The sequence below is a fragment of the Thermomonas sp. LB-4 genome (genome assembly GCF_036409385.1).
Taxonomy (GTDB): domain Bacteria; phylum Pseudomonadota; class Gammaproteobacteria; order Xanthomonadales; family Xanthomonadaceae; genus Thermomonas.
Map to the genome: position 1 here is coordinate 1 of NZ_JAXOFT010000021.1, position 26,205 is coordinate 26,205.

Annotated in this window: 26 protein-coding genes; 20 read left to right on the top strand and 6 right to left on the bottom strand. The window is 70.7% G+C overall.

The features are described from left to right. Both groL and groES read right to left on the bottom strand, forming a co-directional pair. The coding region (gene groL / locus SPK54_RS11190) for a chaperonin GroEL (protein ID WP_330947982.1) at nucleotides 1-1,120 on the bottom strand (1,120 nt) is incomplete at its 3' end. A 55-nt stretch (nucleotides 1,121-1,175) separates the two neighbouring features. Continuing rightward, nucleotides 1,176-1,466, bottom strand: a complete 291-nt coding sequence (gene groES, locus SPK54_RS11195) for a co-chaperone GroES (RefSeq protein WP_330947983.1) — start codon at nucleotides 1,464-1,466, stop codon at nucleotides 1,176-1,178. A 206-nt stretch (nucleotides 1,467-1,672) separates the two neighbouring features. Between groES and SPK54_RS11200 the strand changes: the two genes are divergently transcribed. The 15 genes from SPK54_RS11200 to purD all read left to right on the top strand — a co-directional run bounded on the left by SPK54_RS11200 (nucleotide 1,673) and on the right by purD (nucleotide 16,243). After that, nucleotides 1,673-3,112: a TIGR00341 family protein gene (locus SPK54_RS11200; RefSeq protein ID WP_330947984.1), complete on the top strand. Its 1,440-nt coding sequence runs from the start codon at nucleotides 1,673-1,675 to the stop codon at nucleotides 3,110-3,112. Beyond that, a complete protein-coding gene (cutA, locus tag SPK54_RS11205; protein WP_330947985.1) occupies nucleotides 3,112-3,444 on the top strand; it encodes a divalent-cation tolerance protein CutA in 333 nt (110 codons plus the stop codon). The genes SPK54_RS11200 and cutA overlap by 1 nt, the downstream gene beginning before the upstream one ends. A 4-nt stretch (nucleotides 3,445-3,448) precedes the next feature. Continuing rightward, the gene (locus tag SPK54_RS11210; RefSeq protein ID WP_330947986.1) at nucleotides 3,449-5,800 is read left to right on the top strand and encodes a protein-disulfide reductase DsbD; all 2,352 of its coding nucleotides are present in this window, start codon (nucleotides 3,449-3,451) and stop codon (nucleotides 5,798-5,800) included. Further along, nucleotides 5,800-6,414, top strand: a complete 615-nt coding sequence (locus SPK54_RS11215; RefSeq protein ID WP_330947987.1) for a TlpA disulfide reductase family protein — start codon at nucleotides 5,800-5,802, stop codon at nucleotides 6,412-6,414. The genes SPK54_RS11210 and SPK54_RS11215 overlap by 1 nt, the downstream gene beginning before the upstream one ends. A gap of 224 nt (nucleotides 6,415-6,638) precedes the next feature. Next, nucleotides 6,639-7,085, top strand: a complete 447-nt coding sequence (gene aroQ, locus SPK54_RS11220; protein ID WP_330947988.1) for a type II 3-dehydroquinate dehydratase — start codon at nucleotides 6,639-6,641, stop codon at nucleotides 7,083-7,085. Beyond that, nucleotides 7,082-7,513 carry a lysozyme inhibitor LprI family protein gene (locus SPK54_RS11225; RefSeq protein WP_330947989.1) on the top strand — a complete coding sequence of 144 codons (432 nt, stop codon included), beginning with the start codon at nucleotides 7,082-7,084 and terminating at the stop codon, nucleotides 7,511-7,513. The genes aroQ and SPK54_RS11225 overlap by 4 nt, the downstream gene beginning before the upstream one ends. Before the next feature lie 52 nt (nucleotides 7,514-7,565). Continuing rightward, a complete protein-coding gene (gene accB / locus SPK54_RS11230) occupies nucleotides 7,566-8,045 on the top strand; it encodes an acetyl-CoA carboxylase biotin carboxyl carrier protein (RefSeq protein ID WP_330947990.1) in 480 nt (159 codons plus the stop codon). 87 nt (nucleotides 8,046-8,132) lie between these two features. Further along, nucleotides 8,133-9,500: an acetyl-CoA carboxylase biotin carboxylase subunit gene (accC, locus tag SPK54_RS11235; RefSeq protein WP_330947991.1), complete on the top strand. Its 1,368-nt coding sequence runs from the start codon at nucleotides 8,133-8,135 to the stop codon at nucleotides 9,498-9,500. Nucleotides 9,501-9,594: 94 nt separating this feature from the next. Continuing rightward, nucleotides 9,595-10,905, top strand: a complete 1,311-nt coding sequence (locus tag SPK54_RS11240) for a hypothetical protein (RefSeq protein WP_330947992.1) — start codon at nucleotides 9,595-9,597, stop codon at nucleotides 10,903-10,905. A gap of 63 nt (nucleotides 10,906-10,968) precedes the next feature. After that, complete coding sequence (gene prmA, locus SPK54_RS11245) at nucleotides 10,969-11,898, top strand: 50S ribosomal protein L11 methyltransferase (protein WP_330947993.1); 930 nt, start codon at nucleotides 10,969-10,971, stop codon at nucleotides 11,896-11,898. Then, nucleotides 11,895-12,407: a DUF3426 domain-containing protein gene (locus tag SPK54_RS11250; RefSeq protein WP_330947994.1), complete on the top strand. Its 513-nt coding sequence runs from the start codon at nucleotides 11,895-11,897 to the stop codon at nucleotides 12,405-12,407. Before prmA ends, SPK54_RS11250 begins: the two co-directional genes overlap by 4 nt. Nucleotides 12,408-12,547: 140 nt before the next feature. Continuing rightward, a complete protein-coding gene (gene fis / locus SPK54_RS11255) occupies nucleotides 12,548-12,811 on the top strand; it encodes a DNA-binding transcriptional regulator Fis (RefSeq protein WP_223809416.1) in 264 nt (87 codons plus the stop codon). A 66-nt stretch (nucleotides 12,812-12,877) separates the two neighbouring features. Beyond that, entirely contained in the window at nucleotides 12,878-14,467 is a 1,590-nt protein-coding gene (purH, locus tag SPK54_RS11260) for a bifunctional phosphoribosylaminoimidazolecarboxamide formyltransferase/IMP cyclohydrolase (protein ID WP_330947995.1), read from the top strand. Nucleotides 14,468-14,510: 43 nt separating this feature from the next. Next, nucleotides 14,511-14,960, top strand: a complete 450-nt coding sequence (locus tag SPK54_RS11265) for an ABZJ_00895 family protein (RefSeq protein ID WP_330947996.1) — start codon at nucleotides 14,511-14,513, stop codon at nucleotides 14,958-14,960. Further along, complete coding sequence (gene purD / locus SPK54_RS11270; protein WP_330947997.1) at nucleotides 14,957-16,243, top strand: phosphoribosylamine--glycine ligase; 1,287 nt, start codon at nucleotides 14,957-14,959, stop codon at nucleotides 16,241-16,243. Before SPK54_RS11265 ends, purD begins: the two co-directional genes overlap by 4 nt. A gap of 3 nt (nucleotides 16,244-16,246) precedes the next feature. On the opposite strand, the gene SPK54_RS11275 is transcribed toward purD, so the two are convergent. Continuing rightward, a complete protein-coding gene (locus SPK54_RS11275) occupies nucleotides 16,247-16,765 on the bottom strand; it encodes an arylesterase (protein ID WP_330947998.1) in 519 nt (172 codons plus the stop codon). A gap of 55 nt (nucleotides 16,766-16,820) precedes the next feature. Between SPK54_RS11275 and SPK54_RS11280 the strand changes: the two genes are divergently transcribed. The 3 genes from SPK54_RS11280 (at nucleotide 16,821) to SPK54_RS11290 (ending at nucleotide 20,684) form a co-directional block, all read left to right on the top strand. Further along, a complete protein-coding gene (locus SPK54_RS11280; RefSeq protein WP_330947999.1) occupies nucleotides 16,821-17,573 on the top strand; it encodes an ATP-binding cassette domain-containing protein in 753 nt (250 codons plus the stop codon). Further along, nucleotides 17,570-20,053: an FtsX-like permease family protein gene (locus SPK54_RS11285; RefSeq protein ID WP_330948000.1), complete on the top strand. Its 2,484-nt coding sequence runs from the start codon at nucleotides 17,570-17,572 to the stop codon at nucleotides 20,051-20,053. Before SPK54_RS11280 ends, SPK54_RS11285 begins: the two co-directional genes overlap by 4 nt. Before the next feature lie 172 nt (nucleotides 20,054-20,225). Continuing rightward, on the top strand, nucleotides 20,226-20,684 hold the full coding sequence (locus tag SPK54_RS11290) for a hemerythrin domain-containing protein (protein ID WP_330948001.1): 459 nt from the start codon (nucleotides 20,226-20,228) through the stop codon (nucleotides 20,682-20,684). Nucleotides 20,685-20,700: 16 nt separating this feature from the next. On the opposite strand, the gene ygiD is transcribed toward SPK54_RS11290, so the two are convergent. Further along, complete coding sequence (gene ygiD / locus SPK54_RS11295; protein WP_330948002.1) at nucleotides 20,701-21,564, bottom strand: 4,5-DOPA dioxygenase extradiol; 864 nt, start codon at nucleotides 21,562-21,564, stop codon at nucleotides 20,701-20,703. Nucleotides 21,565-21,586: 22 nt separating this feature from the next. Further along, entirely contained in the window at nucleotides 21,587-22,705 is a 1,119-nt protein-coding gene (locus tag SPK54_RS11300) for an NADH:flavin oxidoreductase/NADH oxidase (RefSeq protein WP_330948003.1), read from the bottom strand. Between the two features lie 188 nt (nucleotides 22,706-22,893). Between SPK54_RS11300 and SPK54_RS11305 the strand changes: the two genes are divergently transcribed. Further along, the gene (locus tag SPK54_RS11305) at nucleotides 22,894-23,664 is read left to right on the top strand and encodes a hypothetical protein (RefSeq protein WP_330948004.1); all 771 of its coding nucleotides are present in this window, start codon (nucleotides 22,894-22,896) and stop codon (nucleotides 23,662-23,664) included. Nucleotides 23,665-23,807: 143 nt separating this feature from the next. Here SPK54_RS11305 and SPK54_RS11310 read toward each other — a convergent pair whose 3' ends face one another. Beyond that, on the bottom strand, nucleotides 23,808-24,662 hold the full coding sequence (locus tag SPK54_RS11310) for an NYN domain-containing protein (protein WP_330948005.1): 855 nt from the start codon (nucleotides 24,660-24,662) through the stop codon (nucleotides 23,808-23,810). A gap of 138 nt (nucleotides 24,663-24,800) precedes the next feature. Here SPK54_RS11310 and SPK54_RS11315 point away from each other — a divergent pair, with 138 nt between their 5' ends. Continuing rightward, on the top strand, nucleotides 24,801-26,168 hold the full coding sequence (locus SPK54_RS11315; protein ID WP_330948006.1) for a M28 family metallopeptidase: 1,368 nt from the start codon (nucleotides 24,801-24,803) through the stop codon (nucleotides 26,166-26,168). The last annotated feature ends 37 nt before the right edge of the window (nucleotides 26,169-26,205 follow it).

A 26,205-nucleotide genomic window follows, 5' to 3' on the forward strand; every position in this document is an offset into this window, starting at 1 on the left:
CGGCCAGCTTGGCCACGCGCTCCTGCAGCTTCTCGCGGTCGTAGTCGGAGGAGGTCTCCTCGATCTGCGCCTTGATCTGCTTGATGCGGGCCTGGATGCCGTCGCCTTCGCCGGCGCCGTCGATGATGGTGGTGTTCTCCTTCGAGACCTGCACCTTCTTGGCGCGGCCGAGGTCCTTGATCGTGGCCTTCTCCAGCGACAGGCCCACTTCCTCGGAGATCACGGTGCCACCGGTCAGGATGGCCATGTCTTCCAGCATCGCCTTGCGACGGTCACCGAAGCCCGGCGCCTTCACGGCGCAGACCTTGACGATGCCGCGGATGGTGTTGACCACCAGGGTTGCCAGCGCCTCGCCTTCCACTTCCTCGGCGACGATCAGCAGCGGCTTGCCGGCCTTGGCCACGCCCTCGAGCACGGGCAGCAGGTCGCGCACGTTGGAGATCTTCTTGTCGTGCAGCAGGATGAACGGGTCGTCCAGTTCGGCCTGCATCGACTGCTGGTTGTTGATGAAGTACGGCGACAGGTAGCCGCGGTCGAACTGCATGCCTTCAACCACGTCCAGCTCGTTGTCCAGGCCCGAGCCGTCTTCGACGGTGATCACGCCTTCCTTGCCGACCTTGTCCATCGCCTGCGCGATCAGGTCACCGATGTTGTGGTCGCTGTTGGCCGAGATGGCGCCGACCTGGGCGATTTCCTTGCTGGTCGACGACGGCTTGCTCAGCGACTTCAACTCGCCAACGGCTGCGGTCACGGCCTTGTCGATGCCGCGCTTCAGGTCCATCGGGTTCATGCCGGCGGCGACCGCCTTCATGCCCTCGCGGATGAACGCCTGCGCCAGCACGGTGGCGGTGGTGGTGCCGTCACCGGCGTTGTCGGAGGTCTTGGACGCGACTTCCTTGACCATCTGCGCGCCCATGTTCTCGAACTTGTCGGCAAGCTCGATTTCCTTCGCCACGGACACGCCGTCCTTGGTGATGGTCGGTGCGCCGAAGCTCTTGTCCAGCACGACGTTGCGGCCCTTCGGGCCCAGGGTTGCCTTGACGGCATTGGCGAGCACGTTGACGCCGCGCACCATCTTGGAGCGCGCGTCCTCGCCGAAACGGATTTCCTTGGCAGCCATTGCGATTACCTCGAAACGAATTCAGTGATTAGGGAGAGAAAAGGACGAGGCGCGATCAGCCGAGGATCGCGAACAGGTCGTCTTCCTTCACGACCAGCAGCTCGGTGCCGTCCAGCTTCACTTCGGTGCCGCTGTACTTGCCGAACAGCACCTTGTCGCCCACCTTCACCTGCGGGGCGCGCACCTGGCCGTTGTCCAGCACCTTGCCGGTGCCCACGGCGACCACTTCGCCCTTGATCGGCTTCTCGGTGGCGCTGTCGGGGATCACGATGCCACCCGCGGACAGCTTCTCTTCTTCCATGCGCTTGATGACCACGCGGTCGTACAGCGGCTTGATGCTGGACATGTGCAACCTCTGCAAATGATTGATTGAACGGGAAAAACCCGGGAATTTTAGCAGTCGCACCCAGCGGCTGCCAAGATCGGGACGAACAACATCCCGAACCGGGATGGCAGGGAGATGGGGCGCGTCGCGGGGCTTTCAAGGGCCGCGCGACGGATCCGGCCCGATCCTGCCGGCCCACGCCGCCGGCGGCGTGGCAAGATGGCGCCATGAACGCGCACCCGCCCTCCCCGGATCCCTCCACGCCGCCCGGCCCCCCGCGTCGGCACGCGCCCGGCCTGATGGCGCGCCTGCGCCGGTTCGCGGTGGACCGCTTCAACCTGCGCGACGACAAGGCCGAAGACGACGAGATCGAGGCCCGCATCCGCGCCGCGGTGGAGCTGGTGGGCGCCACGCCATGGGTGCTGGTGTTCGCCATCCTGATCGCCTCGGTGGGGCTGAACGTCAACTCCACCGCGGTCATCATCGGCGCGATGCTGATTTCGCCGCTGATGGGCCCGATCATGGGCGCCGGCCTTGGCGTGGCGGTCTACGACTTCGCCCTGCTGCGGCGCTCGCTCAGCAACCTGCTGATGGCCACCGTGATCAGCCTGCTGGTGTCATGGGCGTACTTCTCGCTGACCCCCCTGCACCAGGCCCAGTCCGAGCTGCTGGCGCGCACCAGCCCGACCCTGTGGGACGTGCTGATCGCGTTGTTCGGCGGATTCGCCGGGATCATCGGGATCACCCGCCGCGAGAAGTCCAACGTCATCCCCGGCGTGGCGATCGCCACCGCGCTGATGCCGCCGGCGTGCACGGCCGGCTACGGACTTGCCACCGGGCAATGGCATTTCTTCGGCGGCGCGCTGTACCTGTACACGATCAACTGCGTGTTCATCATGCTGGCCACCATCGTCGGCATCCGCACCATGCGCCTGCGCCGGCACGGCTTCGCCAGCCCGGCGATCGCGCGCCGGGTCAAGGCGGCGCTGTGGGTGCTGGCTTTGGCCACCGCCGCGCCCAGCCTGTACCTGGCGATCGATCTGGTTCGCCAGGAGGTGTTCCGTTCGAGCGCCCGCGAGTTCGTGCGGCGCGAGTTCGTGTTCCCGGACAGCCAGGTGGTGGACGCCAGCATCGACCCGGTCACCCGCACCATCAATGTCTCGCTGATCGGCGAGCGGGTGGGCAGGGAGGTGCAGGACAACATCCGCGCCCGGCTGGCGGCGGCCAACCTCGCCGGCACCCGGATCGTCCTGCACCAGAGCGGCGACCAGCGCATCGACGTCACCGCGCTCAAGTCCACACTGCTGTCCGACCTGCTGAAGGACAGCCAGGAGACGGCGCGCCAGCGCGAGGCGCAGCTGCAGCAGCTGCGCCGGGAGCTCGCCGAACGCAACGCGCTGCTCGACCAGAGCGGCGATCTGGCCCATGAGCTGCGGCAGCTGTTCCCGGCGCTGGGCGAGGTCACCGTCGGCCAGGGCCTGGTGATCGCGGCGAACGGCGACCGGCAGCCGGTGGCAACGCTCAACGTCACCATCGCCGCGCCGCTGGACGAGGCGGCGCGTCAGCGCATCGGCGACTGGTTCAAGGCCCGCACCAAGGCGCCGGCGGTGTCGGTGAACATCAAGGCCGAGCCGCCGCCGGCCAGGCCCGGGCGGAAGCGGCGCTGATGGACGGCGACGCCATCCTGCTCTGCCTGTGCAGCTGCCCGGACGCAACCAGCGCGGAGCAGCTTGCCGGGGCGCTGGTCGGCGAGCGGCTGGCTGCCTGCATCAACATCGTGCCCGGGCTGCGCTCGGTGTTCCGCTGGCAGGGGTCGGTGCAGCGCGAATCCGAAGTCCTGCTGCTGATCAAGACCACGCGGTCGCGCTACCCGGCCCTGCAGGCGCGGCTGCCGCAGCTGCACCCGTATGAACTGCCGGAGCTGCTGGCGGTCGAATCCGTCGTCGGCCTGCCCGCGTACCTGCAATGGGTGGTCGAATCGACCCGTCCAGTAGAATGACCGAATGACCGGATTGCCCCTTCGCCTGCGCCGCTGGCTGGCAGCGCTGGCCCTGCTGGCCGCGCTGCCGTCCTCCGCCGCCGATGTCGAGCTGCCGCCGGTCGACGAAGTGTTCGTCCTCTCGGCGCAGGCCACCGCCCGCGATCGCATCGAGGTGCGCTGGAAGATCGCCGACGGCTACTACCTGTACCGGCACCGCACCTCGGTGAAGGCCGGTGCCGGCCTCGCCGACGCCCGCCTGGCCCTGCCCGACGGCGCCAAGCACCGCGACGAATTCTTCGGCGACGTGGAGACCTACCGTCGGCAGCTGGTCGGCGTGGTCACCGGCGCCCCGGCCGCCACCGCCACGGGCGTGACGCTGACGGTGAAGTACCAGGGCTGCGCCGACGCCGGCGTGTGCTATCCGCCGCAGACCCGCACCCTGAGCGTGGCGCTGCCGCAGGCCGAGGCCGGCGGCGGCTTCCTGCCCGGCCGCAAGGCCGGCGGCGGCCTTTTCGGCCTGGGCAACGGCAGCGCCGGCGCAACGGAAACCGCGCCGCTGCCGGCCGCACAGGCGTTCAGCAGCGAGCTGATCGCGCTGGACGGCAACACCCTGCTGCTGCGGCTGACCCCGGCGCGCGGCTATTACCTGTACCGCGACAAGCTGTCGGTGAAGCTGGAAGGTGCCGACGGCCTGTCGGTGAAGCTGCCGCCGCCGGCCAAACTGCCCGCCGCAACGCCCTATCGCGACGAGCACTTCGGCGACGTGGCGGTGTACTTCGACCAGGTCGAGATCGCCCTGCCGGTGGCGCGCGCGACCACCGGCGCCGCCAGCCCCACCCTGGTGCTGGGCCTGCAAGGCTGCCAGGACAACGGCATCTGCTATCCCCCGATGACCCGCCGACTGGCGGTTTCGCTGCCTGCGGGGAAGCTGGCGTCCGCCGCCAACGACAATGTGTCCGTTGGCAACGGCCCGGCGGCGCTGACGCTCCCCGCGCAAGCAGCGGCGCCGGAGGCTGCGCCGATGCCGGCCACGGCAGCGGGCGACGCCACCCCCGGCACCCCGGCCGCAAGCGGGGCGACCGCTGCAGAGGCAAGCGCCGGCGCCGGTGCCAGCACCGCCCAACCTCCCCGCGAAGCCCCGCCGCAGCGCCGGACCCCCGGCCTGCTGGCGGCGCTGCTGCTGGCGCTGGGCGGCGGCCTGATCCTCAACCTGATGCCCTGCGTGCTGCCGGTGCTGTCGCTGAAGGCGCTGTCGCTGGCGCAGAGCGGCGCCGGCCGCGGCGAGGCGCGCCGGCACGCGCTGGCCTATACCGCCGGCGTGCTGCTGTCGATGCTGGCGCTGGGCGCGCTGGTGCTGGCGCTGCGCCATGCCGGGCTGGCACTGGGCTGGGGCTTCCAGCTGCAGCAGCCGCTGGTGCTGGCCGGGCTGGCGCTGGTGATGTTCGCGCTGGGGCTGTCGCTGTCCGGGCTGTGGCAGGCCAATGTCGGGCTGGGCCAGCGCACCGGCGCGCTGCTGCAGGGCGACGGCGTGCGCGCCGACTTCTTCACCGGCGTGCTGGCGGTGGTGCTGGCCACGCCCTGCACCGCGCCGTTCATGGGCGCGGCGCTGGCCTATGCCTTTACCGGCCCGACCGCCGGGGCGCTGCTGGTGTTCCTGATGCTGGGATTGGGGCTGGCGCTGCCGTTCCTGCTGATCGGCTTCGTGCCGGCCTTCGCCCGCCTGCTGCCGAAGCCGGGCGCGTGGATGGAGACCCTCAAGCAGCTGCTGGCGTTTCCGCTGTACGCCACCGCGGCCTGGCTGGTGTGGGTGCTGGCCAAGCTGCGCGGGGCCGACGCGACCGGGCTGTGGCTGGCCGCGGCCATCCTGCTGGCGCTGGCCGCATGGGCATGGGCCCGCGCCCGCAGCGGCGCCCCCCGCGGCTGGCAGGCGCTGGCGCTGCTCGCGCTGCTGGCGGTCGGCTGGCCGCTGGCCAGGCTGCACGCGCTGCCGCGGCCGCAGGCGGCCGTTGCCGCCGCCCCCTCCGGCATCGCCAGCGTGGCCTGGTCGGAGCAGGCGCTGGCCGACCTGCGCGCGCAGGGCCGGCCGGTGTTCGTCAACATGACCGCCGACTGGTGCGTCACCTGCAAGGCCAACGAAAAAACGGTGTTCGCGCGCGAGCGCTTCCGCACCGCGCTCGACGCCGCCAACGCCGTCTACATGGTCGGCGACTACACCGACGTCGACCCGGCCATCACCGCCTACCTGCAGCGCCACCGCGCGGTAGGCGTGCCGCTCTACGTGGTCTACCCGCGCGGCGGCGGCGAAGGCCACATCCTGCCCACCCTGCTCACCGCCGGCATGGTGGAAGACGCCCTGCGCGAGGCCGCGCGCTGATGCCCTCCAACCGCGCGGTGCTGGTGGTGGCGCTGCTGGCCGCGATGGCCGGCGCCGGCGCCAGCCTGCTGTTCGAACCCACCATCGCCTACCGGCTGGCCGGCACCGGGGTCGGCCAGCAGGTGTTGGACGCGTCGCTGAAGGCGCGCGCGCCGGCGCTACCCGCCGGCGTCACAGTCGCCGAAAAGGGCGGCGCGGTGCCGTCGATGACGCTGGCCGACGTGGCTGGCAGGCCGGTGGCGATTCCCGCCGCCTGGGCCGGCCGCCCCACTCTGGTCAATCTGTGGGCGACCTGGTGCGCGCCCTGCCTGAAGGAGATGCCGGACCTGCAGGCGTTCGCCGAGGCGCAGGGCGCACGCGGCGTGCGGGTAGTCGGCATCGCGCTGGACGACCCCGCGGCGGTGGCCGGCTTCCTGCAGCGGCACGGAATCACCTATCCGGTGCTGGTGGATGCCGCCGGCCCAGCCGACGCCGGCGTGCGGCTGGGCAACCCGGCCGGCGTGCTGCCCTACACGGCGCTGGTTTCCGCCGATGGCCGCCTGCTGGCCACCCGGATCGGCCCGTTCGCCGATGCCGCCGACATTTCGCGATGGGCGGAAGCGGGCGTCCGATAACCGGACCCGGCAGACGGGAATATAGGGGATCCGGGCGGCCAACGGCAGCGATCGGGTGCATCCTGCGGCAGCAGCGCCGACACCGGCGAATGCCGGGGTCATTTAGAGCCGCCGCTCCAACATCCGTTTAAAACCCGCTTATCCGGCAAAAGTTCGCCGAACTGGACAGCATCCATCTTTCGCGGGACACTGCGCGCCTGTTTTCCGGGGCTCCCGACCCATCGATGGCAACGCTGCTGCTCCTGCACGGCCCCAACCTCAACCTGCTCGGCAGCCGCGAGCCGGAGGTATACGGGCACACCACGCTGGCCGACATCGACGCCGACCTGGCGGGGCGCGCGCAGGCAGCCGGCCACGTGCTGGAGACGTTCCAGTCCAACGCCGAACACGCGCTGGTGGAGCGCGTGCAGGCCGCCCGCCTGGACGGCACCGCCTTCATCCTGATCAACCCCGCCGCCTTCACCCACACCTCGGTCGCCCTGCGCGACGCGCTGGCGGCGGTGGCCATCCCCTTCATCGAAATCCACCTGTCCAACCCGCACTCCCGCGAGCCCTTCCGCCAGCACAGCTATTTCAGCGACAAGGCGGTCGGCGTGATCTGCGGCTTCGGCGCGGACTCGTACCGCTACGCCCTGGACGCCGCGATGCGGCGGCTGGAGGCCTCGCCATGATCGCGTTGGCCTTGATCGCAACCCTGCTGGCCACGCAGATGGCGCCCGCCCGGCAGTCCACTGCCGCTGCGCAGGCCCAGGGCGACGCGGCCGACGCCGCCTGCATGGCCGCGGCCATCACCGACTCCGATTACGAGGACTGCGCCCGCGCGTGGGCCGAGCGCGCCGACGCCGCGCTTGATGGCGTCTACGCTGCGGTGCGCGGGACCCTGGCCAGCCCCGGCTGCGGCGAGCACTGCGCCGCCACCCTTGCCCTGCTTGATGACAGCCAGGCGCAATGGAGACGGTGGCGCCGTACTGACTGCGACGGGATCTGGCAGCTCAATGCCGGCGGCAGCATCCGGAACGTGGAGTTCCTGCGCTGCATGGCGCGGCGCGCAAGCCACCGCGCGGCCGAACTGAGAACCGATTACGGCATCGCCCCCTGACACTCCTTTTCCCCGCCCGGCCTCAGCGCCGGGCCAACCACGAGACAACCGTATGGACCTGCGCAAGATCAAGAAGCTGATCGACCTGCTGGAAGAGTCGAACCTGGCCGAAATCGAAATCAAGGAAGGCGAGGAATCGGTGCGTCTGGCGCGCGTGCCCAAGGGCAGCCAGATGGCCGCGCCGGCACCGATGGCGCACCACGTCGCCGCTCCCGCAGTCGCGCCGATGCCGATGATCTCGCCGGTGCAGGCCGCCACCGGCGGCAGCCCCAAGCCCGCCGACCCGGAACTGCCGGCCGGCCACGTGATGCGTGCGCCGATGGTGGGCACTTTCTACGCCAGCCCGGCGCCGGACAAGCCAGCGTTCGTGTCCATCGGCCAGGCGGTCAAGGCCGGCGACACCCTGGGCATCATCGAGGCGATGAAGATGTTCAACCCGATCGAGGCCGAGGTCTCCGGCACCGTGCTGGCGATCAAGTGCGAGAGCGGCCAACCGGTCGAGTTCGACCAGCCGCTGTTCGTCATCGGGTGAGCCGGGATTTCGAGCGCCGCAGGCGCGAGCCTGCGAACGCCCACCGGCATGCAGGCCGGCGGGCCGGATGAACAACAGGAAGAGACCATGCTCGAAAAAGTCGTCATCGCCAACCGCGGCGAAATCGCGCTGCGCATCCTGCGCGCCTGCCACGCGCTGGGCATCCGCACGGTGGCCGTGCATTCCACCGTGGACCGCAACCTGAAGCACGTGGCCATGGCGGACGAATCCGTCTGCATCGGCCCGGCGCCGTCGGCGGAGAGCTACCTCAACATGCCGGCGATCATCGCCGCGGCCGAGGTCACCGACGCCCAGGCCATCCACCCGGGCTACGGCTTCCTGTCCGAGAACGCCGACTTCGCCGAGCGCGTGGAGCAGAGCGGCTTCGTGTTCATCGGGCCGAAGGCCGACACCATCCGCCTGATGGGCGACAAGGTGGAGGCGATCCGCGCGATGAAGGCCGCGGGCGTGCCCTGCGTGCCCGGCTCGGGCGGCCCGCTCGGCGACGACGCCGCCACCAACGTCAAGATCGCCCGCGAGATCGGCTACCCCGTCATCGTCAAGGCGGCCGGCGGCGGCGGCGGCCGCGGCATGCGCGTGGTGCATTCGGAGGCGGCGCTGGTGAACGCCATCGCCACCACCAAGCAGGAAGCCAAGGCCGCGTTCGGCAACGACATGGTGTACATGGAGAAGTTCCTGGAGAACCCGCGCCACGTGGAGATCCAGGTGCTGGCCGATGGCCAGGGCGGCGCCATCCACCTGGGCGAGCGCGACTGCTCCATGCAGCGCCGCCACCAGAAGGTGGTGGAGGAAGCGCCGGCGCCGGGCATCACCCCCGAGCTGCGCGCGGAGATCGGCAAGGTCTGCGTGGAAGCCTGCATCCGCATCGGCTACCGCGGCGCCGGCACGTTCGAGTTCCTGTTCGAGAACGGCCGCTTCTACTTCATCGAGATGAACACCCGCATCCAGGTGGAGCATCCGGTGACCGAGCTGGTCACCGGCATCGATCTGGTGCGCGAGCAGCTGCTGATCGCCGCCGGCCGCAAGCTGTCGATCAAGCAGAGCGACGTGGTGCTGACCGGCCACGCCATCGAGTGCCGCATCAACGCCGAGGACCCGGACAACTTCTTCCCCTGTCCCGGCCTGATCCAGCACTTCCACGCCCCGGGCGGCCCGGGCGTGCGCGTGGATTCGCACATCTACGAGGGCTACCGCGTCCCGCCGAACTACGACTCGATGATCGGCAAGCTCATCGTGCACGGCGCCGACCGCGCCCAGGCGATCGCGCGGATGCGGGTGGCGCTGAGCGAGATGGTGGTGGACGGCATCAAGACCAACATCCCGCTGCAGCAGCGGATCCTGGCCGACGGCGGTTTCTCGCAAGGCGGCCAGAACATCCATTACCTGGAAAAGCGGCTGGCCGAGCGCAAGGAAAAGGCGCTCTCGCTGCTCTGAGCGACCGCGCATCCGCCGGCGCAGGCGGCCGATGTCCGCTTGCGCCGGCTTTTCCCGCTGTATCCGGAAGCCACCGCCGCTTCCGGAGTACGTCATGCGCCGCGCCACCCCGCTGATCGCCCTTGCCGCCACGCTGCTGGCGCTGCCCGCTGCCAGCCAGCAGGGCAAGGCGCCCCCCACCAACCTCTATATCGACGTCGCCACCCACAACATGGCGGGCATGCCGGACATGGGCGCGATGCTGGGCGGCCTGGGCGGCTTCATGGCCAAGCGCATGGGCGGCAACGAGGCGTTCAAGCCGACCTACCCCTCCACCCGCGCCGCCGGCATGACCGGCCAGTACCTGGACATCGCCCTGCACAATGCGCTGAAGCCCGGCGTCGAAGCGCAGGACCAGGTGCCGGCCGGGCTGAACCTGGGCAGGTCGCTCACCCTGCTGCCGCCGGAGCCTGCCCGGCAGGACAAGGCCACGCCTGAGGCGGGCGCCGTGCCCGACGTGGAATTGACCATCCGCGAGTACTGGGGCTGCGGCGCGGCGGTGCGGCCCGGCCAGCCGAAGCTGGCCACCATCAAGGTCAAGGGCGGCCTGATCAACCCGAAGAAGGGCGCCGCGGGCATGGCCGGGGTCAGCGTGGAATCCAGCGGCAGCCTGTCCAAAGGCCTGTACGTGCCGGACCGCGACATCGACCTAAAGCCCGGTTTCGTCTACTGGCCCAATCGGCAGCACGGCAAGCAGGTGCCCGCGGGCGCGCGGCTGGCCGGCGGCCACCAGATCACCGGCAGCGGCATTCCGGCCTCGATGTCCTTCAACGTGGACGAAGCCGCCGACTTCATGCCGAAACTGGGCCTGCGCGCGCAGGGCGAGCCGGCCGACGCGGTCACGCTGGCATGGCCGTCGGTGGCCCGCGCGCGCGCCTACTTCATCACCGGCATGCGCATGGAAATGGCCAGCGAACGGTCCTACACCCTGACCGTGTGGAGCAGCGCCGACGTGGCCGGCGCCGGCAGCGAACTGCACGCCTACCTGACCGGCGGCGCCATCGACAAATGGCTGAAGCAGAAGATCCTGCTGCCGGCCGCGGCCACCAGCTGCGTGGTGCCCAAGGGCATCTTCGCCAGCGCCGGCAGCGGCGGGGCCGGGATGATTCCCGCCATGCTGATGATGACCGCCTATGGGCCCGAACACTGGATCACCTACCCGCCCAGGCCGGCCGACCCGAAGCAGCCGTGGAACCCGGAATGGAGCGTGCGCCTGCGCGCCAAATCCACCGCCACCGCGATGCTGGGCCTGGATTTCGGCGACATGGGCATGCCGCAGGAACAGGACGAGGGCGACGGCAGCAGCACGCCGCCGCAGAAGCGGCCGAACATGAAGGGCCTGCTGAAGGGGCTGCTGGGCGGCTGAAGCGGCCGCGCAGCCCGCGGCGAACCTGCGAGAATGGCGCGACCGCCACGCGCCATCCCCGCCATGCCCTACCTGCAGTTGACCCTCCCCTGCACCGAAGCCCAGCAACCGCGCGTCGAGCGCGCGCTGGAGGACGTGGGGGCACTCGCGGTCACCCTGCAGGATGCGCACCTGGACGCCGCCGACGAGCAGGCGATCTTCGAGCCCGGCGTCGGCGAAATCCCGCTGTGGGACGAAATGACGCTGACCGCGCTGTTCCCGGACGAGACCGACGCGCTGGTGCTGCTGGCCGCGCTGGAGGCGTTCGACCCCGGGCTGGACTGGAGCAAGGCGCGCTTCGCCAAGGTCGAGGACCAGGACTGGGAACGCGCCTGGCTGGACATGTTCCAGCCCATGCGTTTCGGTGAACGCTGCTGGATCGTGCCCTGGGACCATCCACTGCCCGAGGACGCGCAGGCGCCGGACGCGGCCATCGTCCGGCTCGATCCGGGCCTGGCGTTCGGCTCCGGCACCCATCCCACCACCGCGCTGTGCCTGCGCTGGCTGGACGGGCTGGCCGCCACCGGCGAGCTGCAGGGCAAGGCCGTACTCGATTTCGGCTGCGGCAGCGGCATCCTCGCGCTGGCCGCGCTGAAGCTGGGTGCCGCGCGCACGGTCGGCGTCGACAACGACCCGCAGGCGATCACCGCCACCGGCGACAACGCGCAGCGCAACGGCGTGGCCATCGACGTGTTCCTGCCGCAGGACGAGCCCGTCGCCACCTATCCGGTGGTGGTGGCCAACATCCTCGCCTCGGCGCTGGACGCACTGGCCGAGGCGCTGGCGGCGCGCACCGCGCCGGGCGGAAAAATCGCCATGTCCGGCATCCTGGCCGGGCAGGAGGATGAACTGCTGGCGCGCTTCGCGCCGTGGTTCGACGCGCTGCAGGTAGCGCGCGAGGACGACTGGGTACGCATCGACGGCGTGCGCAACGCCAGCCCGGTGCAGGCGTGAGCCGCGCGCCGAGCTTCGTACAGGCCGGCAGCGGTGCCCCCGCGCGCCGTCGCGGCGAATGGCTGGCGGCAGCCGTGCTGGCGCTGGTGCTGCTGGCGCAGCTTGGCTGGCTGCAGCGCGAACGCCTGGCCGCCAGCGCCCAGCTGCGGCCGCTGCTGGAGGCCGGCTGCAGCGCATTGGGATGCACCCTGCCGGCATGGCGCGAGCCGGCCGCGTTCACCCTGCTTTCGCGCGACGTGATCGCGCCGCCCGACCGCCCCGGCGTGCTGCGCGTGCAGGCCAGCTTCCGCAACGACGCGCACTGGCCGCAGCCGTGGCCCGGCCTGCGGCTGACCCTGTCGGATCTCAATGGACGCACCCTCGGGACGCGCCGCTTCCAGCCGCGCGACTACCTGCCGGAAGGCAGCGCCGGCAGCGCGCGGATCGCGCCCGGGCAGGCCAGCCAGATCGCCTTCGACATCGCCGAACCGGCAGCGGGCGTGGTCGGTTTCGACTTCCGCTTCGAATAGGCCCCGCGCGAAGCGCGAAGCCGGTCAAACTTGCCGGCGATGAATGGGCGCGGCCACTGACGCCGCCGCAGTCCCCGCGCTAGACTGGCTTTCGCCGTTCCGCGCGCTCGATGCCGGCGGCCTGCCCGAGGGATCCTCCGTTGACGCTTTCCGAACACCGCCAGGACGCCGCGCCGCGCGCGCCGCTGCGCGAGCACGTTGCCGACTCGGTGCGCCGCTACCTGCGCGATCTGGACGGCTGCGACATCGACGACCTGTACAGCATCGCCCTGCGCGAGCTGGAAATCCCGCTGTTTGCCGAAGTGCTGCGCCACTGCGAAGGCAACCAGAGCCGCGCCGCCACGATGCTCGGCATCCATCGCGCCACCCTGCGCAAGAAGCTGCGCGACTACGGCATGGGCTGAGCGGGGCTGCGGGCGGAACGGGGCGGCGCCGTATAATCCGCGCTTCCCCACCACACCCCTTCCCGCATGTCCGCCGACTTCCTTTCCGGCGCGCCGGTGACCGTCCGCCGCGCCCTGCTCTCCGTTTCCGACAAGACCGGCCTGGTGGAGTTCGCCACGGCACTGGCTGCCCGCGGCGTGGAGTTGCTGTCCACCGGCGGCACCGCGAAGGCGCTGCGCGAGGCCGGGCTTGCGGTGAAGGACGTCAGCGAGGTGACCGGCTTCCCGGAAATGATGGATGGCCGCGTCAAGACCCTGCACCCGAAGGTGCACGGCGGCCTGCTGGGCCGCGCCGGCCTTGATGATGCGGTGATGGCCGAGCACGGCATCGGCGCCATCGACCTGCTGGTGCTGAACCTGTACCCGTTCGCGCGGGTGTCGGCCAATCCGGACAGCAGCTTTGCGGACATCATCGAGAACATCGACATCGGCGGCCCGGCGATGCTGCGCAGCGCGGCCAAGAACTTCGCCCGCGTCGCCGTGGCCACCGCACCCGCGCAATACGCCGCGCTGGTCGAAGAGCTCGCCGCCAACGCCGGTGCACTGTCGGCGAAGACCCGCTGGCAGCTGGCGGTGGCCGCGTTCAACGATGTCGCCGTCTACGACGCCTGCATCAGCAGCTACCTGTCCTCGCTGGGCGAGGACGGTGCGCCGATGCAGTTCCCGGCGCAGGCCAACGGCAACTTCGTCAAGGTGATGGACCTGCGCTACGGCGAGAACCCGCACCAGCAGGCCGCGTTCTACCGCGACCTGTATCCGGCGCCGGGCTCGCTGGCCACGCTGGAGCAGCTGCAGGGCAAGGAGCTCAGCTACAACAACATCGCCGACAGCGACGCCGCGTGGGAATGCGTGCGCCAGTTCGAGCGCTGCGCCTGCGTGATCGTCAAGCACGCCAACCCCTGCGGCGTGGCTGTCGGCAGCGGCTGCCTCGAGGCATACGAAGCGGCGTACGCCACCGACCCCACGTCCGCGTTCGGCGGCATCCTTGCGTTCAACACGAAGCTCGATGGGGCGACATGCCGGGCCATCCTCGACCGCCAGTTCGTCGAGGTGCTGATCGCCCCCGACTACGACGACGAGGCGCTGGCCTACGCGAAAAAGAAGGCCAACGTGCGCGTGCTTCGCATCCCGCTGGCCGCGCCGTCGAAGCACTTCATCGACACCAAGCGGGTCAACTCCGGCCTGCTGATGCAGACCGCCGACGACCGCGTGGTCGCCCGCGGCGAGCTGAAGGTGGTGTCGCGGCTGGCGCCGACCGAGGCGCAGTTCGCCGACCTGCTGTTCGCCTGGAAGGTGGCGAAGTTCGTCAAGTCCAACGCCATCGTCTATGCCAGGGACAGCCGCACCATTGGCGTCGGCGCCGGACAGATGAGCCGCGTGTATTCGGCGCGCATCGCCGGCATCAAGGCGACCGACGCCGGACTGGTCGTACCCGGCTCGGTGATGGCGTCGGATGCCTTTTTCCCGTTCCGCGACGGCATCGACGCCGCGGCCGAAGCCGGCATCAAGGCGGTCATCCAGCCGGGCGGTTCGATGCGCGACGCCGAAGTGATCGCGGCGGCGGACGAGCACGGCATCGCGATGGTGTTCACCGGCGTGCGCCACTTCCGGCATTGATGCCGGCTGCGGAAAAGCCCACCCACCTTCCTTCCGGATCTGCATGAACGCTTTCGACACTCCCGCGCCAACGCCGATCCGCCCGTACCTGGTGCGTTTCGTGATTGCCTACCTGGCGGCGCTAGCGCTGGTCGCGCTCATCATTGCGGTGCTTTCGCTCAGCAGCGGCGGCAGCGGTGCGGCGGCGGCGGCATTGATTTCGGCCGCCACCTATACCGCCGGAAAATTCGTCAACGACACCCGGCGTGCACCCTCGCAAAGCGAGCGCAGGCGCCTTGTGTGGAGCTCCCTGGCCATCGCCATGACCGTGCAACTGGGGTTCACGCTGTTGCTGGTCGATCGCCCCAACCCCGGCGTGGTGCTCGTCGTGAGCCTGTTGATCGGCGCGATCTACTGGCTTGGCCTGCGCTTCGCCTATTCCGAGTGGATGGCCAAGCGCACCCTGCAGGGAATCGAGAAGCGCCAGACACAGCGCGGGAGCAAGCAGGCATGAAAGTTCTGGTCATTGGTTCCGGCGGTCGCGAGCACGCGCTGGCGTGGAAGCTGGCGCAGTCCACCCGCGTCACCGAAGTCATCGTCGCGCCCGGCAATGCCGGCACCGCGGGCGAGTCGAAGTGCCGCAACGTCGCGGTCAAGGTGACTGATATCGACGGCCTGCTGGCACTGGCGCAGGACGAAGCCGTGGCGCTGACCGTGGTTGGCCCGGAGGTGCCGCTGGTGGCAGGCGTGGTGGATCGCTTCCGCGCCGCGTCCTTGCGCATCTTCGGGCCCACCGCCGCTGCCGCGCAGCTGGAGGGCAGCAAGGCCTTCGCCAAGGACTTCCTTGCCCGCCACGGCATTCCCACCGCGTTCTACGAAGTGCATTCCGACGTGGACGCCGCGCTGGCCTACGTGCACCGCAAGGGCGCGCCCATCGTGATCAAGGCCGATGGCCTGGCCGCCGGCAAGGGCGTGATCGTGGCGATGTCGCTGGCCGAGGCCGAAGCCGCGGTGCGCGACATGCTGTCGGGCAATGCCTTCGGCGATGCCGGCGCGCGCGTGGTCATCGAGGAGTTCCTCGACGGCGAGGAAGCGAGTTTCATCTCGATGGTGGATGGCCATACCGCGCTGCCGATGGCGACGTCGCAGGACCACAAGCGCGTGGGCGACGGCGACACCGGCCCCAACACCGGCGGCATGGGCGCGTACTCGCCCGCGCCGGTGGTCACGCCCGAGGTGCATGCGCGGGTGATGCGCGAGGTGGTGAACCCGACCGTGCAGGGCATGCTGGAGGATGGCATCCCGTTCACCGGCTTCCTCTACGCCGGGCTGATGATCGACGCCAGCGGCGCGCCCAAGGTGATCGAGTTCAACGTGCGCTTCGGCGATCCGGAAACCCAGCCGGTCATGCTGCGCCTGCAGTCGGATCTGGTGGACCTGGTGGAGGCCGCCATCGACGGCAAACTCGATGGCGTCGAAGCGCGGTGGGATCCGTGCCCGTCACTCGGCGTGGTGATGGCATCGAAGCCGTACCCGGACACGCCGGTCAGCGGCGAGGTGATCTCGGGGCTCGACGCAGTGCCCGCCAGCGCCAAGGTCTTCCACGCCGGCACCGCGCTGGACGCCGCCGGCAACGTGGTCAGCGCCGGCGGCCGGGTGCTGTGCGTGACCGCGCTGGGCGCAAGCGTGTCGGAAGCCCAGCGCAATGCCTACGCGGGCGTCGATGCCATCCGCTGGGCGCACGAGTTCCATCGCAACGACATCGGCTGGCGCGCGATCGCGCGCGAGCAGGACTGAGGTTCAGCGCGCCGGCAACGCGTCCAGCGCCGTCAGCACCTGGTCCGCCAGCAGCGGCTGCGCGGCGGCCACCGGGTGCAGGTTGTCGGCCTGGAACCATTTGCGCTCGGTGCCCAGCGGGGCCAGGAAATGCGGGATCAGCCCAGTGCCCAGGCGCTGGCTGATCAGCTGGTAGCTGCGCTGGAAATCGAGCGCATAGCGGCCGAAGTTGGGCGGCAGCTGCAGGCCCACCAGCAGCACCTGCGCACCGCCACGGCGCGCGCGGCCGATCATCCAGCCGAGATTGGCACCCATCTGCACCAGCGGCAGCCCGCGCAGGCCGTCGTTGGCGCCCAGCTCGATGATCACGATGTCCGGGCGTACCCGGGCCAGCTCGGCGTCGATGCGGCTGCGCCCGCCGGCGCTGGTTTCGCCGGAGATGCTGGCGTTGTGGAAGGCGTAGCGCGCCGATTTCGCATCGGCCAGCGCCACCCAGCCCTGCTCCGGGCGCAGCCCGTAGGCGGCCGACAATGAGTCGCCCATGACCAGGACTTTCCGCTCTCGCGCCTCGGCCGCGGATGCGGCTAGCATCGCCAGCATGACGCACACCCCCAGCACCCACGACCGCACCGCCGACACCATCGCGCCCACTCCTGTTCCGGTTGCCGCAAACGCTAGCACGCCCGGACCGGGCAGCCTGCGTGCGCGCGGCGTCGGCAAGACCGTGGCGCTGCCAGATGGCGCGCTGACCATCCTCGATGCGATCAGCCTGGACATCGCCGCCGGCGAGCGCGTCGCCATCGTCGGCGAGTCCGGCTCCGGCAAGACCACCCTGCTGTCGCTGCTGGCCGGGCTGGACCTGCCCAGCCGCGGCGAGGTGTGGCTGGATGGTGCGCCCATCCACGCCACCAGCGAGGACACCCGCGCCGGGCTGCGCGCCCGCGCGGTCGGCTTCGTGTTCCAGAACTTCCAGCTGATGCCGGCGATGAGCGCGCTGGACAACGTGGCGCTGCCGCTGGAGCTGCGCGGCGAGAATGGCGCCGCGACCGCGCGGGCGCTGCTGGAGAAGGTGGGCCTGGGCCAACGCCTGCACCACCTGCCGCGTCAGCTGTCCGGCGGCGAGCAGCAGCGGGTGGCGATTGCCCGCGCCTTCGCCACCCGGCCGCGGATCCTGTTCGCCGATGAACCCACCGGCAACCTCGACCGCAAGACCGGGTTGGCCATCGAAGACCTGCTGTTCGGCATGGACGACGCCCGCGCCACCACGGTGGTGGTGGTGACCCACGACGAACGCCTGGCCGCGCGTTGCGACCGCCAGCTGCGGCTGGACGCCGGGCGCCTGCTGCCGTGAGCCGGCTGGCGCGGATGGCCGTGCGGCAGGCCTGGTCGGGCTGGCGCAACGGCGAATTCGGGGTGCTGCTGGCGGCACTGTTCGTGGCGGTGCTGGCACTGGCCGGCGTGGGCAGCATCGCCCAGCGCACCACCGATGCACTGACTGCGCAGAGCCGCCGCCTGGTCGGTGGCGATGCCGCCTTCAGCAGCGACAACCGCGCGGTCGACGCCGCGCTGCGCGACGCGCGCCGGCTGGGCCTGCGCAGCTATCGCAGCGTGGAGCTGGCCAGCATGGTCGGCCTGCAGGGCGGCGCGCCGCAGCTGGGCACGCTGAAGGCGCTGGCCGGCGATGCGCCGCTGCTGGGGCCATACACCGTGCGCACCGGGCGCGGCGTGCAGCGGCTGCCGCGACCGGCGCCCGGCACGCTGTGGCTGAGCGAAAGCGGCGCAGCGCGCCTGCAGGCGAGACCAGGCGCGACGGTCGAAGTCGGCGGCCGGCCGCTGCGGCTGGCCGGCATCGTGATGGAAGAACCGGATCGTCCGATCGGCGGCGTGGAGCTGGGCCCGCGCGCGATCCTGCCGCTGGCCGAGGTGGAAGCCGGCGGCCTGCTCGGCCCAGGCGCACGCGCCTCGTGGCGGGTGGCGGTGGCCGGCCCGCCGGCGGCCATCGCGCCATGGGTGAAGGCGCGCGAGGCCGATCGCAGCCCCGGTGCGCGGGTGGAAACCGGCGACGACCTCAGCCCGCAACTGCGCAATGCGCTGGAGCGCGCGCAGCGCTTCCTGTCGGTCTCACTGTTGCTGACCGCCGCGCTGGCGGCGGTGGCGATCGGCATGGCCGCGCGCCAGCACGCCGAACGCCACCGCGCGATTGCCGCCACCCTGCGCGCGCTCGGCGCCGGCCAGCGCGCCATCGTCGGCCTGTACGTGGGCCAGCTGGCCATCCTGGGCAGCGTGGCGATCGCGCTCGCGCTGCTGGCGGCGGCGGTGCTGCAGCAGCTGGCGGGCGTGTGGATCGCCCGCGAGCTGGGCACCGCGCTGCCGCCGGCCACCGCTTGGCCGCTGCTCGAGGGGGGGCTGGTGGGGCTGTGGATCCTCGCCACCTTCGCCCTGCCGCCGCTGCTGGCGCTGCGCCGGGCCAGCGCGCTGGCGGTGCTGCGCAGCGACCTGCGCACGCCCTCGCCGCCGGCACTGCTGCTGTTCGGCCTGGCGCTGGGCGGCCTGCTGGCGCTGTTCTGGCAGGCCGCCGGCAACGCCACCACCGGCGCCATCCTGCTGGGCGGCCTGCTGGTCACCGCCGCCGTGCTGGGCGTCGCCGGCTGGGCGCTGGCGGCGCTGGTGGCGCGCGCGGGACGCGCGGGCAGCGGCATCGTGCGCTACGCCCTGCTCAATCTTTCGCGGCGGCGGCGGCTGACCATCGCGCAGGTGGTGGCGCTGGGCACCAGCCTGATGGCGCTGCTGCTGCTGATGCTGGTGCGCACCGACGTGTGGGAGCAGTGGCAGGCCACGGTGCGCGGCGATGCGCCCAACCGCTTCGTCATCAACGTGCAGCCGGACCAGCGCGCGAGCTTCAACGCGCTGCTGGCACGGCTGGACTTTACCTCGGCCGGACTGTCGCCGATGATCCGCGCCCGCTACGTCGGGCCCAGCGCCAGCGAGCGCGGCCGCCCCGCGCCGCAGGGCCGCGGCGAGCGGCTGATGGACCGCGAGTTCAACCTGTCCACTGCCGATGCATTGCCCGCCGGCAACAAACTCAGCGCCGGCACGTTCTGGAACCCGGCCACCGCGCGCAACGAATTCTCGGTGGAAACCAAGTTCGCCGAGCAACTGCGCTGGCGGCTGGGCGACACCTTGGCGTTCGACGTGGCCGGCCAGCGCATCGAGGGCCGCATCACCAGCCTGCGCGACGTGCGCTGGGAAAGCTTCACCCCGAACTTCTTCGTGCTGGCCTCGCCCGACCTGGCCCGCGGCCTGCCCGCCACCTGGATCACCTCGGTGCGGGTGCCCGTTGGCGATACCTCGCTGGCCACGGCGCTGTCGCGCGAAATCCCGAACGCCAACGTGATCGACATCGACGCCGTCACCGGCGAGATCCGGCGCATCGGCGATCAGGCCTCACTGGTGATCCAGGTGGTGTTCTGGTTCGCCTTCCTGTCGGGCTGCCTGGTGTTCGTGGCGGCGGTGGCGGCCACCCGCCGCGAGCGCATCACCGAACTGGGCGTGCTGCGCACGCTGGGCGCCAGCAGCGCGCAGTTGCGGACCGCGCAGCTGGTGGAGTTCGGCGCGATCGGCGCGATTTCCGGCGGCATCGCGGCGGTAGCCGCGGCCGGCATCGGCAGCCTGTTCGCGCAGCGCGTGCTGGACCTGCCGCCGACCTGGAATGCCAGCACGCTGCTGATCGGCGCCCTGGCCGGCACCGCCGCGGCGATGCTGGCCGGCTGGCTGAGCATGCGCCGGGCGTTGCATGCCACCGTGCGCGACACCCTCGGCGTGGCCGGCTGAACCGCCGCCCACGTCGCCACCCGGCGCCACACCCGCCCCATTGGCGCGGGTCGCGCGCCGTCCTTCACGGCCCTGTGCGCACCGCGGCTTCAAGATCCAACGCCGCAGCATCCCGCGTGCTGCCCGCAGCCCTGCACCGGCGGCGGGCAGGCGCGCAGCCCAAGGAACGTCCATGGCCACCGACAACATCTACGAGGCATTGCGCGAGAGCCATGCGCTCCAGCGCAGCCTGTGCCGCAAGCTGGTTCGCGCCAAGCCCTGCAGCCGCGACCGCATCACCATCTTCAAGGCGCTGCACGTGGAGCTGGAAGCCCATGCCGCCGCCGAGGAGCGCTTCCTCTATGCGCCGGCGCTGATGGACGACGCCGGCCTGAAATCCTCGCGGCATGCCCTGCACGAACACCACGAGATCGAGGAACTGGTGGAAGACCTGCACAAGGCGGACGCCGAAGGCGGGCAGTGGCTGGCGGTGGCGCGCAAGCTGTCGGAAAAAGTGCACCACCACCTGCGCGAGGAAGAAAGGAAATTCTTCCAGGTCACCGGCAAGATCCTCAGCGACAGCGCCAAGCTGCAGGCCGCACGCAAGTACCGCCGCGACTACGCGCGGATGCTGGAGAAGCTGTCGGCCTGAGCGATGGTCGCCTGGCTCAGGCGTTGCTGGCGTCGGCCGGCAGGCTGGTGGCCAGTGGCGCCGCACCCGCGCCTTCGGCGGCAGCCGGGCAGCGCGCGTCCAGCGCGAACGCGGTCATCGACAGCGAGCCGTAGCTGTAGCCATCCACCAGCACGTCGGCGGGACGGCCCGCCGCGGCCGACAGGCCCGCAAGGTAAAACAGCGGCAGGAAGTGTTCGTCGGTGGGCACCGCCTTGCGGTAATCCGGATGCGACACCAGCGTGGCGATGTCGTGCGGGCGCTCCGCCATCAGCGCGCGCGCAGCCTCGTCGAAGCGCTGCGCCCAATCGAAGCCGGCGTCCGGCTGCTGCCAGTCGATTGCGCGCAGGTTGTGCACCACGTTGCCGCTGCCCACCACCAGCACGCCCTGCCGGCGCAGCGCGGCCAGCTTCGCGCCCAGCGCCAGGTGCCAGTCCATCGGTTTGCGCGCGTCGATCGACAGCTGCACCACCGGGATGTCCGCCTGCGGGAAGGCGTGCACCAGCACCGACCAGGTGCCGTGGTCCAGGCCCCAGGCTTCGCGATCGGCACCGACCACGAAATCGGGCGAGACCAGGTCGGCGATTTCCTCGGCCAGCGCGGGCAGGCCCGGCGCCGGGTACTGCACGTCGAACAGCGGCTGCGGAAATCCGTAGAAATCGTGGATGGTGCGCGGGCTGGGCATGGCGGTCACCGCCAGCGCATCCACATGCCAGTGCGCGGACACGGCGAGGATCGCGCGCGGCCGCGGCACCGCGGCGCCAAACTCGCGCCAGGTGTCGGTGAAGCGGTTGCGCTCCAGCGCGTTCATCGGGCTGCCATGGCCAAGGAAGGCGGCGGGCATCAGCGTGGTCATCGGCATGGCAGGACCTCCGGTCCGTAAGTCAGTCAGCCGAACCGGTGGCGGGCACCAGCAGCGGTGGCAGGCCGTGGGGGACTGCGCGCAGGAAGCGCGGCGAGGTACCCACCGTCGCGCCCAATGCGGCAGCGGCGTGCCACGGCCAACGGGGATCGTAGAGCAGCGCGCGGGCCAGCGCGATCGCATCGGCCTGCCCCTGCTCCAACGCAGCCTCGGCCTGCTCGGGCGTGGTGATGAGCCCCACGCCGATCACCGGCATGGTGACGTCGCGCCGGATCGCCTCGGCGAACGGCAACTGGTAGCCCGGCGCCACGGCGATCTTCTGGGCCGGATGCAGGCCGCCGCTGGAGACGTGCAGGAAGTGGCAGCCGCGCGCATCCAGCGCCCGCGCCAGCACCACGCTCTGCGCCAGGTCCCAGCCGCCGTCCACCCAGTCGGTGGCGGAGATGCGCACGCCCACCGCCATCGTGGCAGGCACCACCGCGCGGACCGCGTCGAACACCTCCAGCAGCAGCCGCATGCGGCGCTCCAGCGGACCGCCGTAGCCGTCTTCGCGGCGGTTGCTGAGTGGCGACAGGAACTGGTGCAGCAGGTAGCCGTGCGCCGCGTGGATCTCGATGGCATCGAGCCCCAACCGCGCGGCGCGGCGCGCAGCGTCGGCGAAGGCCTCCACCACGCGTGCGATGCCCGCCGCATCCAGCGCTTCCGGCTGCGGGTCGTGCTCCGCATACGGCAGCACGGACGGGGCCACCACCTGCCAGCCATGCGGGGCGTCCGGCGCGATCGCGCCGCCACCGTGCTCCCACGGCCGATGGGTGGAGGCCTTGCGGCCCGCGTGCGCCAGCTGCACGCCCACCGGCATCGGCGACCAGCGCCGCACGCTGGCCAGCGCCTGCGCGAATGCGGCTTCGCAGGCCTCGTCGTACAGGCCCAGGTCGGCCCAACTGATGCGCCCTTCCGGCAGCACCGCGGTGGCTTCGGTCAACAGCAGGCCCGCACCCGACTGCGCCAGCGTGCCCCAGTGCTGCACATGCCAGTCGTTGGCCAGGCCGTCGGTGCTGGCGTACTGGCACATCGGCGCCACCACGATGCGGTTGGCCAGGGTGAGCGGGCCGAACGAGATGGGCGCAAACAAGCGCGGCATGGCGGATCTCCGGCAGGTGGCCGGCCACTATCCGCGCCGCATGCGCCGCCCATCAAGTGCATCCGCGGAACGCTGCCTTGCAGCCGCCGCTCGTCGGCGGGCGGTTACGGCTGCATCCAGAACGGCTGACGCCGCGTATCGGGTCGCACTGGCCACCCGCTGGCCTTCCACCCACAGGAGTCCCCCGAATGAATCGCCTGCCTGTTGCCCTCCTCGCTGTCGCCCTCGGCCTGCCTGCCACCGCCATGGCCCAGAGCGGCCCCAGCTTCATCCTGATCGGCGGCGGCGACGTCTCCGTCAGCGGCGACGTGCACAAGGGCGCCATCGCCCCGATCGCCGACCTCGGCCCGCTCAACCCGGCGCTGGCCGGCGTCTCGGCCGAACTGCGCATCGGCGCGCGTTCCTACGACCGGATCTACGGCAAGGCCACCAACTTCGGCGTGGAAATGGCGTGGCCCATGGCCAGCGGCGAAGTGTTCGGCCAGCTGCTGTCCACCCGCACCAGCGCCGGCAGCACCGAAGTCGGCGGCGCGTTCGTGCCGGCCCTCGACACCACCCTGCCGGTGTATGGCCGCTTCGAGGGCTACAAGGCGATGTCGCTGGAAGGCGGCTACCGCCACTTCTTCGGCACCGGCAAGGTGCGCCCGTACGTGGCCGGCCGCATCGGCACCACCAAGGTCGATGGCATCAACGCCACCTTCACCATCCCCGATGCCGCCATCACCCTCACCGACGTGCCGTTCTTCGATGGCGGCTGGCAGATGAGCGGCGGCGCCGACCTCGGGCTGCTGTGGTCGATGTCCGAGAAGGCCTCGCTGGCCCTGGAAGTTGGCGCCCGCTACCACGGCGAAATTTCCGACGACGACAGCGCGCTGTCCGGCCTGGGCCTGGCCTCGATCAACGACGCCGGCAAGCGCACCTCCTACCCGGTGAACCTGCGCCTGCAGTTCCGTTTCTGAGCCTCCGCACGCGTCGTCGCCACCTCACCACCCCTCCCTGCCGGCGGCGGCGCGTGTCTTTCTCCCCGGCACCGGGATGGCGCGCCTTCGGCTGGCGCGCTATCCCGGTGTTTTTTTTCGTACGCCGGCCGGCGCCAGGCGGATCAGCCCGCCAGTGCCTTCACGAACAGCGCCTTCACCCCCGCGCTGGTTTCCCGCTCCACCACGCTGAAATGGCGCGGATGCTTGCGCAGCAGGTCACTGAGTTTCTTCTGCCCGTACAAGCGCGGGTCGAAGTTGGGCTTGATCTTGTTGAGGTAAGCGCCCATCGCGCCCAAGTGCGCCCAGCCTTCCTCGTCGGACGCCTCCTCGATCGCCTGCCGCAGCAGGTCCAGCGGAAGCGGCAGCGGCGCGGCCTTGGCCGGCGCTGACGGCGGCACGACCGGCGCCTGGGCCTCCGGCGCCGGTGCAGGCACCTTCGTGGCCGCCTGCTTCTTCGCGGCCTTCTTCGGTGCGGGTTTGGCCGCGGCGGCGGGCGTTGCCGGCTCCGGCACTTCGGCCCGCAGCACCTCGGTGTAGATGAACTTGTCGCAGGCCTGCACGAACGGATCCGGCGTCTTGTGCTCGCCGAAGCCGTAGACGGTCAGGCCCTCCTCGCGCAGGCGCTGCGCCAGCCGGGTGAAGTCGCTGTCGCTGGAGACCAGGCACATGCCGTCGAAACGGCCGGTGTACATCAGGTCCATAGCATCGATGATCAGCGCGCTGTCGGTGGCGTTCTTGCCGCTGGTGTAGGCGAACTGCTGCACCGGGCTGATCGAATGCTTCAGCAACACCTTCTTCCATTGCCCCTGCTGCTGGGTGGTGAAGTCGCCGTAGATGCGCTTGACGCTGGCCAGCCCGTACTTGGCCACTTCCGCCAGCAGGCCCTCGATCACCGAGGCCTGCGCGTTGTCGGCATCGATCAGCACCGCCAGCCGGCGCTGGCCGTCGTCGTGGGCGACGTGGGTACGGGATTTCATGGCATCCCCCGGTCCGGCCAGGAAGATCGGACTCCAATGGCGCGTTGCATGATATTCCTCCCGGTACGGCGACCGCCGTTTGCGGCACGATAAGCCATCGTGGTGAAACCCGTCGCACCCGTCCCTCCCGGAGCCTCCATGCGCCAGATCTTGCTGACGACCGCCTGCCTCGCCGCCGCATTACCAGCCTTCGCCCAAGTTCGGCCGCCGGCCGATCTGCAGCTGCTGGACGCACTGGGAACGGCGCCGTCGGCCGCCAACATCGAGCGCGACGTGCGCACGCTGGTGGGCTTCGGCACCCGCCACACGCTGTCCGACACGGTGTCGACCACGCGCGGGATCGGCACGGCGCGGCGCTGGGTGTTCGACGAGTTCACCCGCATTTCCAAGGCCTGCGGCGGCTGCCTGGAGGTGCGCTACGTCAGCGGCACGGTGCAGGGCGAGCCGCGCATCCCGGGGCCGGTGGAGGTGGTCAGCGTGATCGCAATCCAGCGCGGCAGCGTGGACCCCAACCGCTACGTGATCATGAGCGGCGACATCGACTCGCGGGTCAGCGACGTGATGGACGCCACCTCCGATGCGCCGGGCGCCAACGACAACGCCAGCGGCGTGGCCGGCACGCTGGAAGCGGCGCGGGTGCTGGGCAGGCACCGTTTCGCCGGCTCCATCGTGTACGCGGCGCTGGCCGGCGAGGAGCAGGGCCTGTTCGGCGGCAAGTTCCTCGCCGAGGAGGCCAAGCGACAGGGCTGGCGGATCGAGGCGGTGCTGAACAACGACATGATCGGCAACAGCCGCGGCATCGACGGCGTACACGACAACGTCACCGCGCGGGTGTTCTCCGAAGGCACGCGCGTGAACGAAACCGCGGAGGAAGCACGCGCGCGCCGCTTCACCGGCGGCGAGCTGGATTCGCCCAGCCGCAACCTGGCGCGCTACATCGCGCGGATGGCGGCGCACGTGCCCAACCTTGAAGTGATGATGGTCAACCGGCTGGACCGCTTTGGTCGCGGCGGCCACCACCGCCCGTTCAACGACCTGGGCTATCCGGCGGTGCGGGTGATGGAAACCCACGAGCACTACGACCGCCAGCACCAGGACCTGCGCACGGAGAGTGGTCGCGTGTACGGCGACACCCTCGACGGCGTGGACTTCGCTTATGCGGCCAAGCTCACCGCGCTGGACGTGGTGGCGCTGGCCGGCATGGCCGCCGCGCCGCCGCCGCCAGCGGAGGTGCGTATCGAAGGCGCAGTCAGCGCCGACACCACGTTGAAGTGGAAGCGCCCACCCGCCGCGCAGGCGACCAACCTGGCCGGCTACCGCGTCTACTGGCGCCTGACCACCGAGCCGCAGTGGACGCGAAGCCGCTGGGTCGGCGACGTCGAGTCGGCGACGCTGGACGACGTGGTGATCGACAACTATTTCTTCGGCGTGGCCGCGGTGGCGAAGGATGGCAGCGAAAGCCCGGTGGTGTTCCCCGGCGCGGCCGGCAGCTTCGGCGGGTACTGACGCGGGCATCCGCTATCCTCCGGCAATCGTTCGGGGG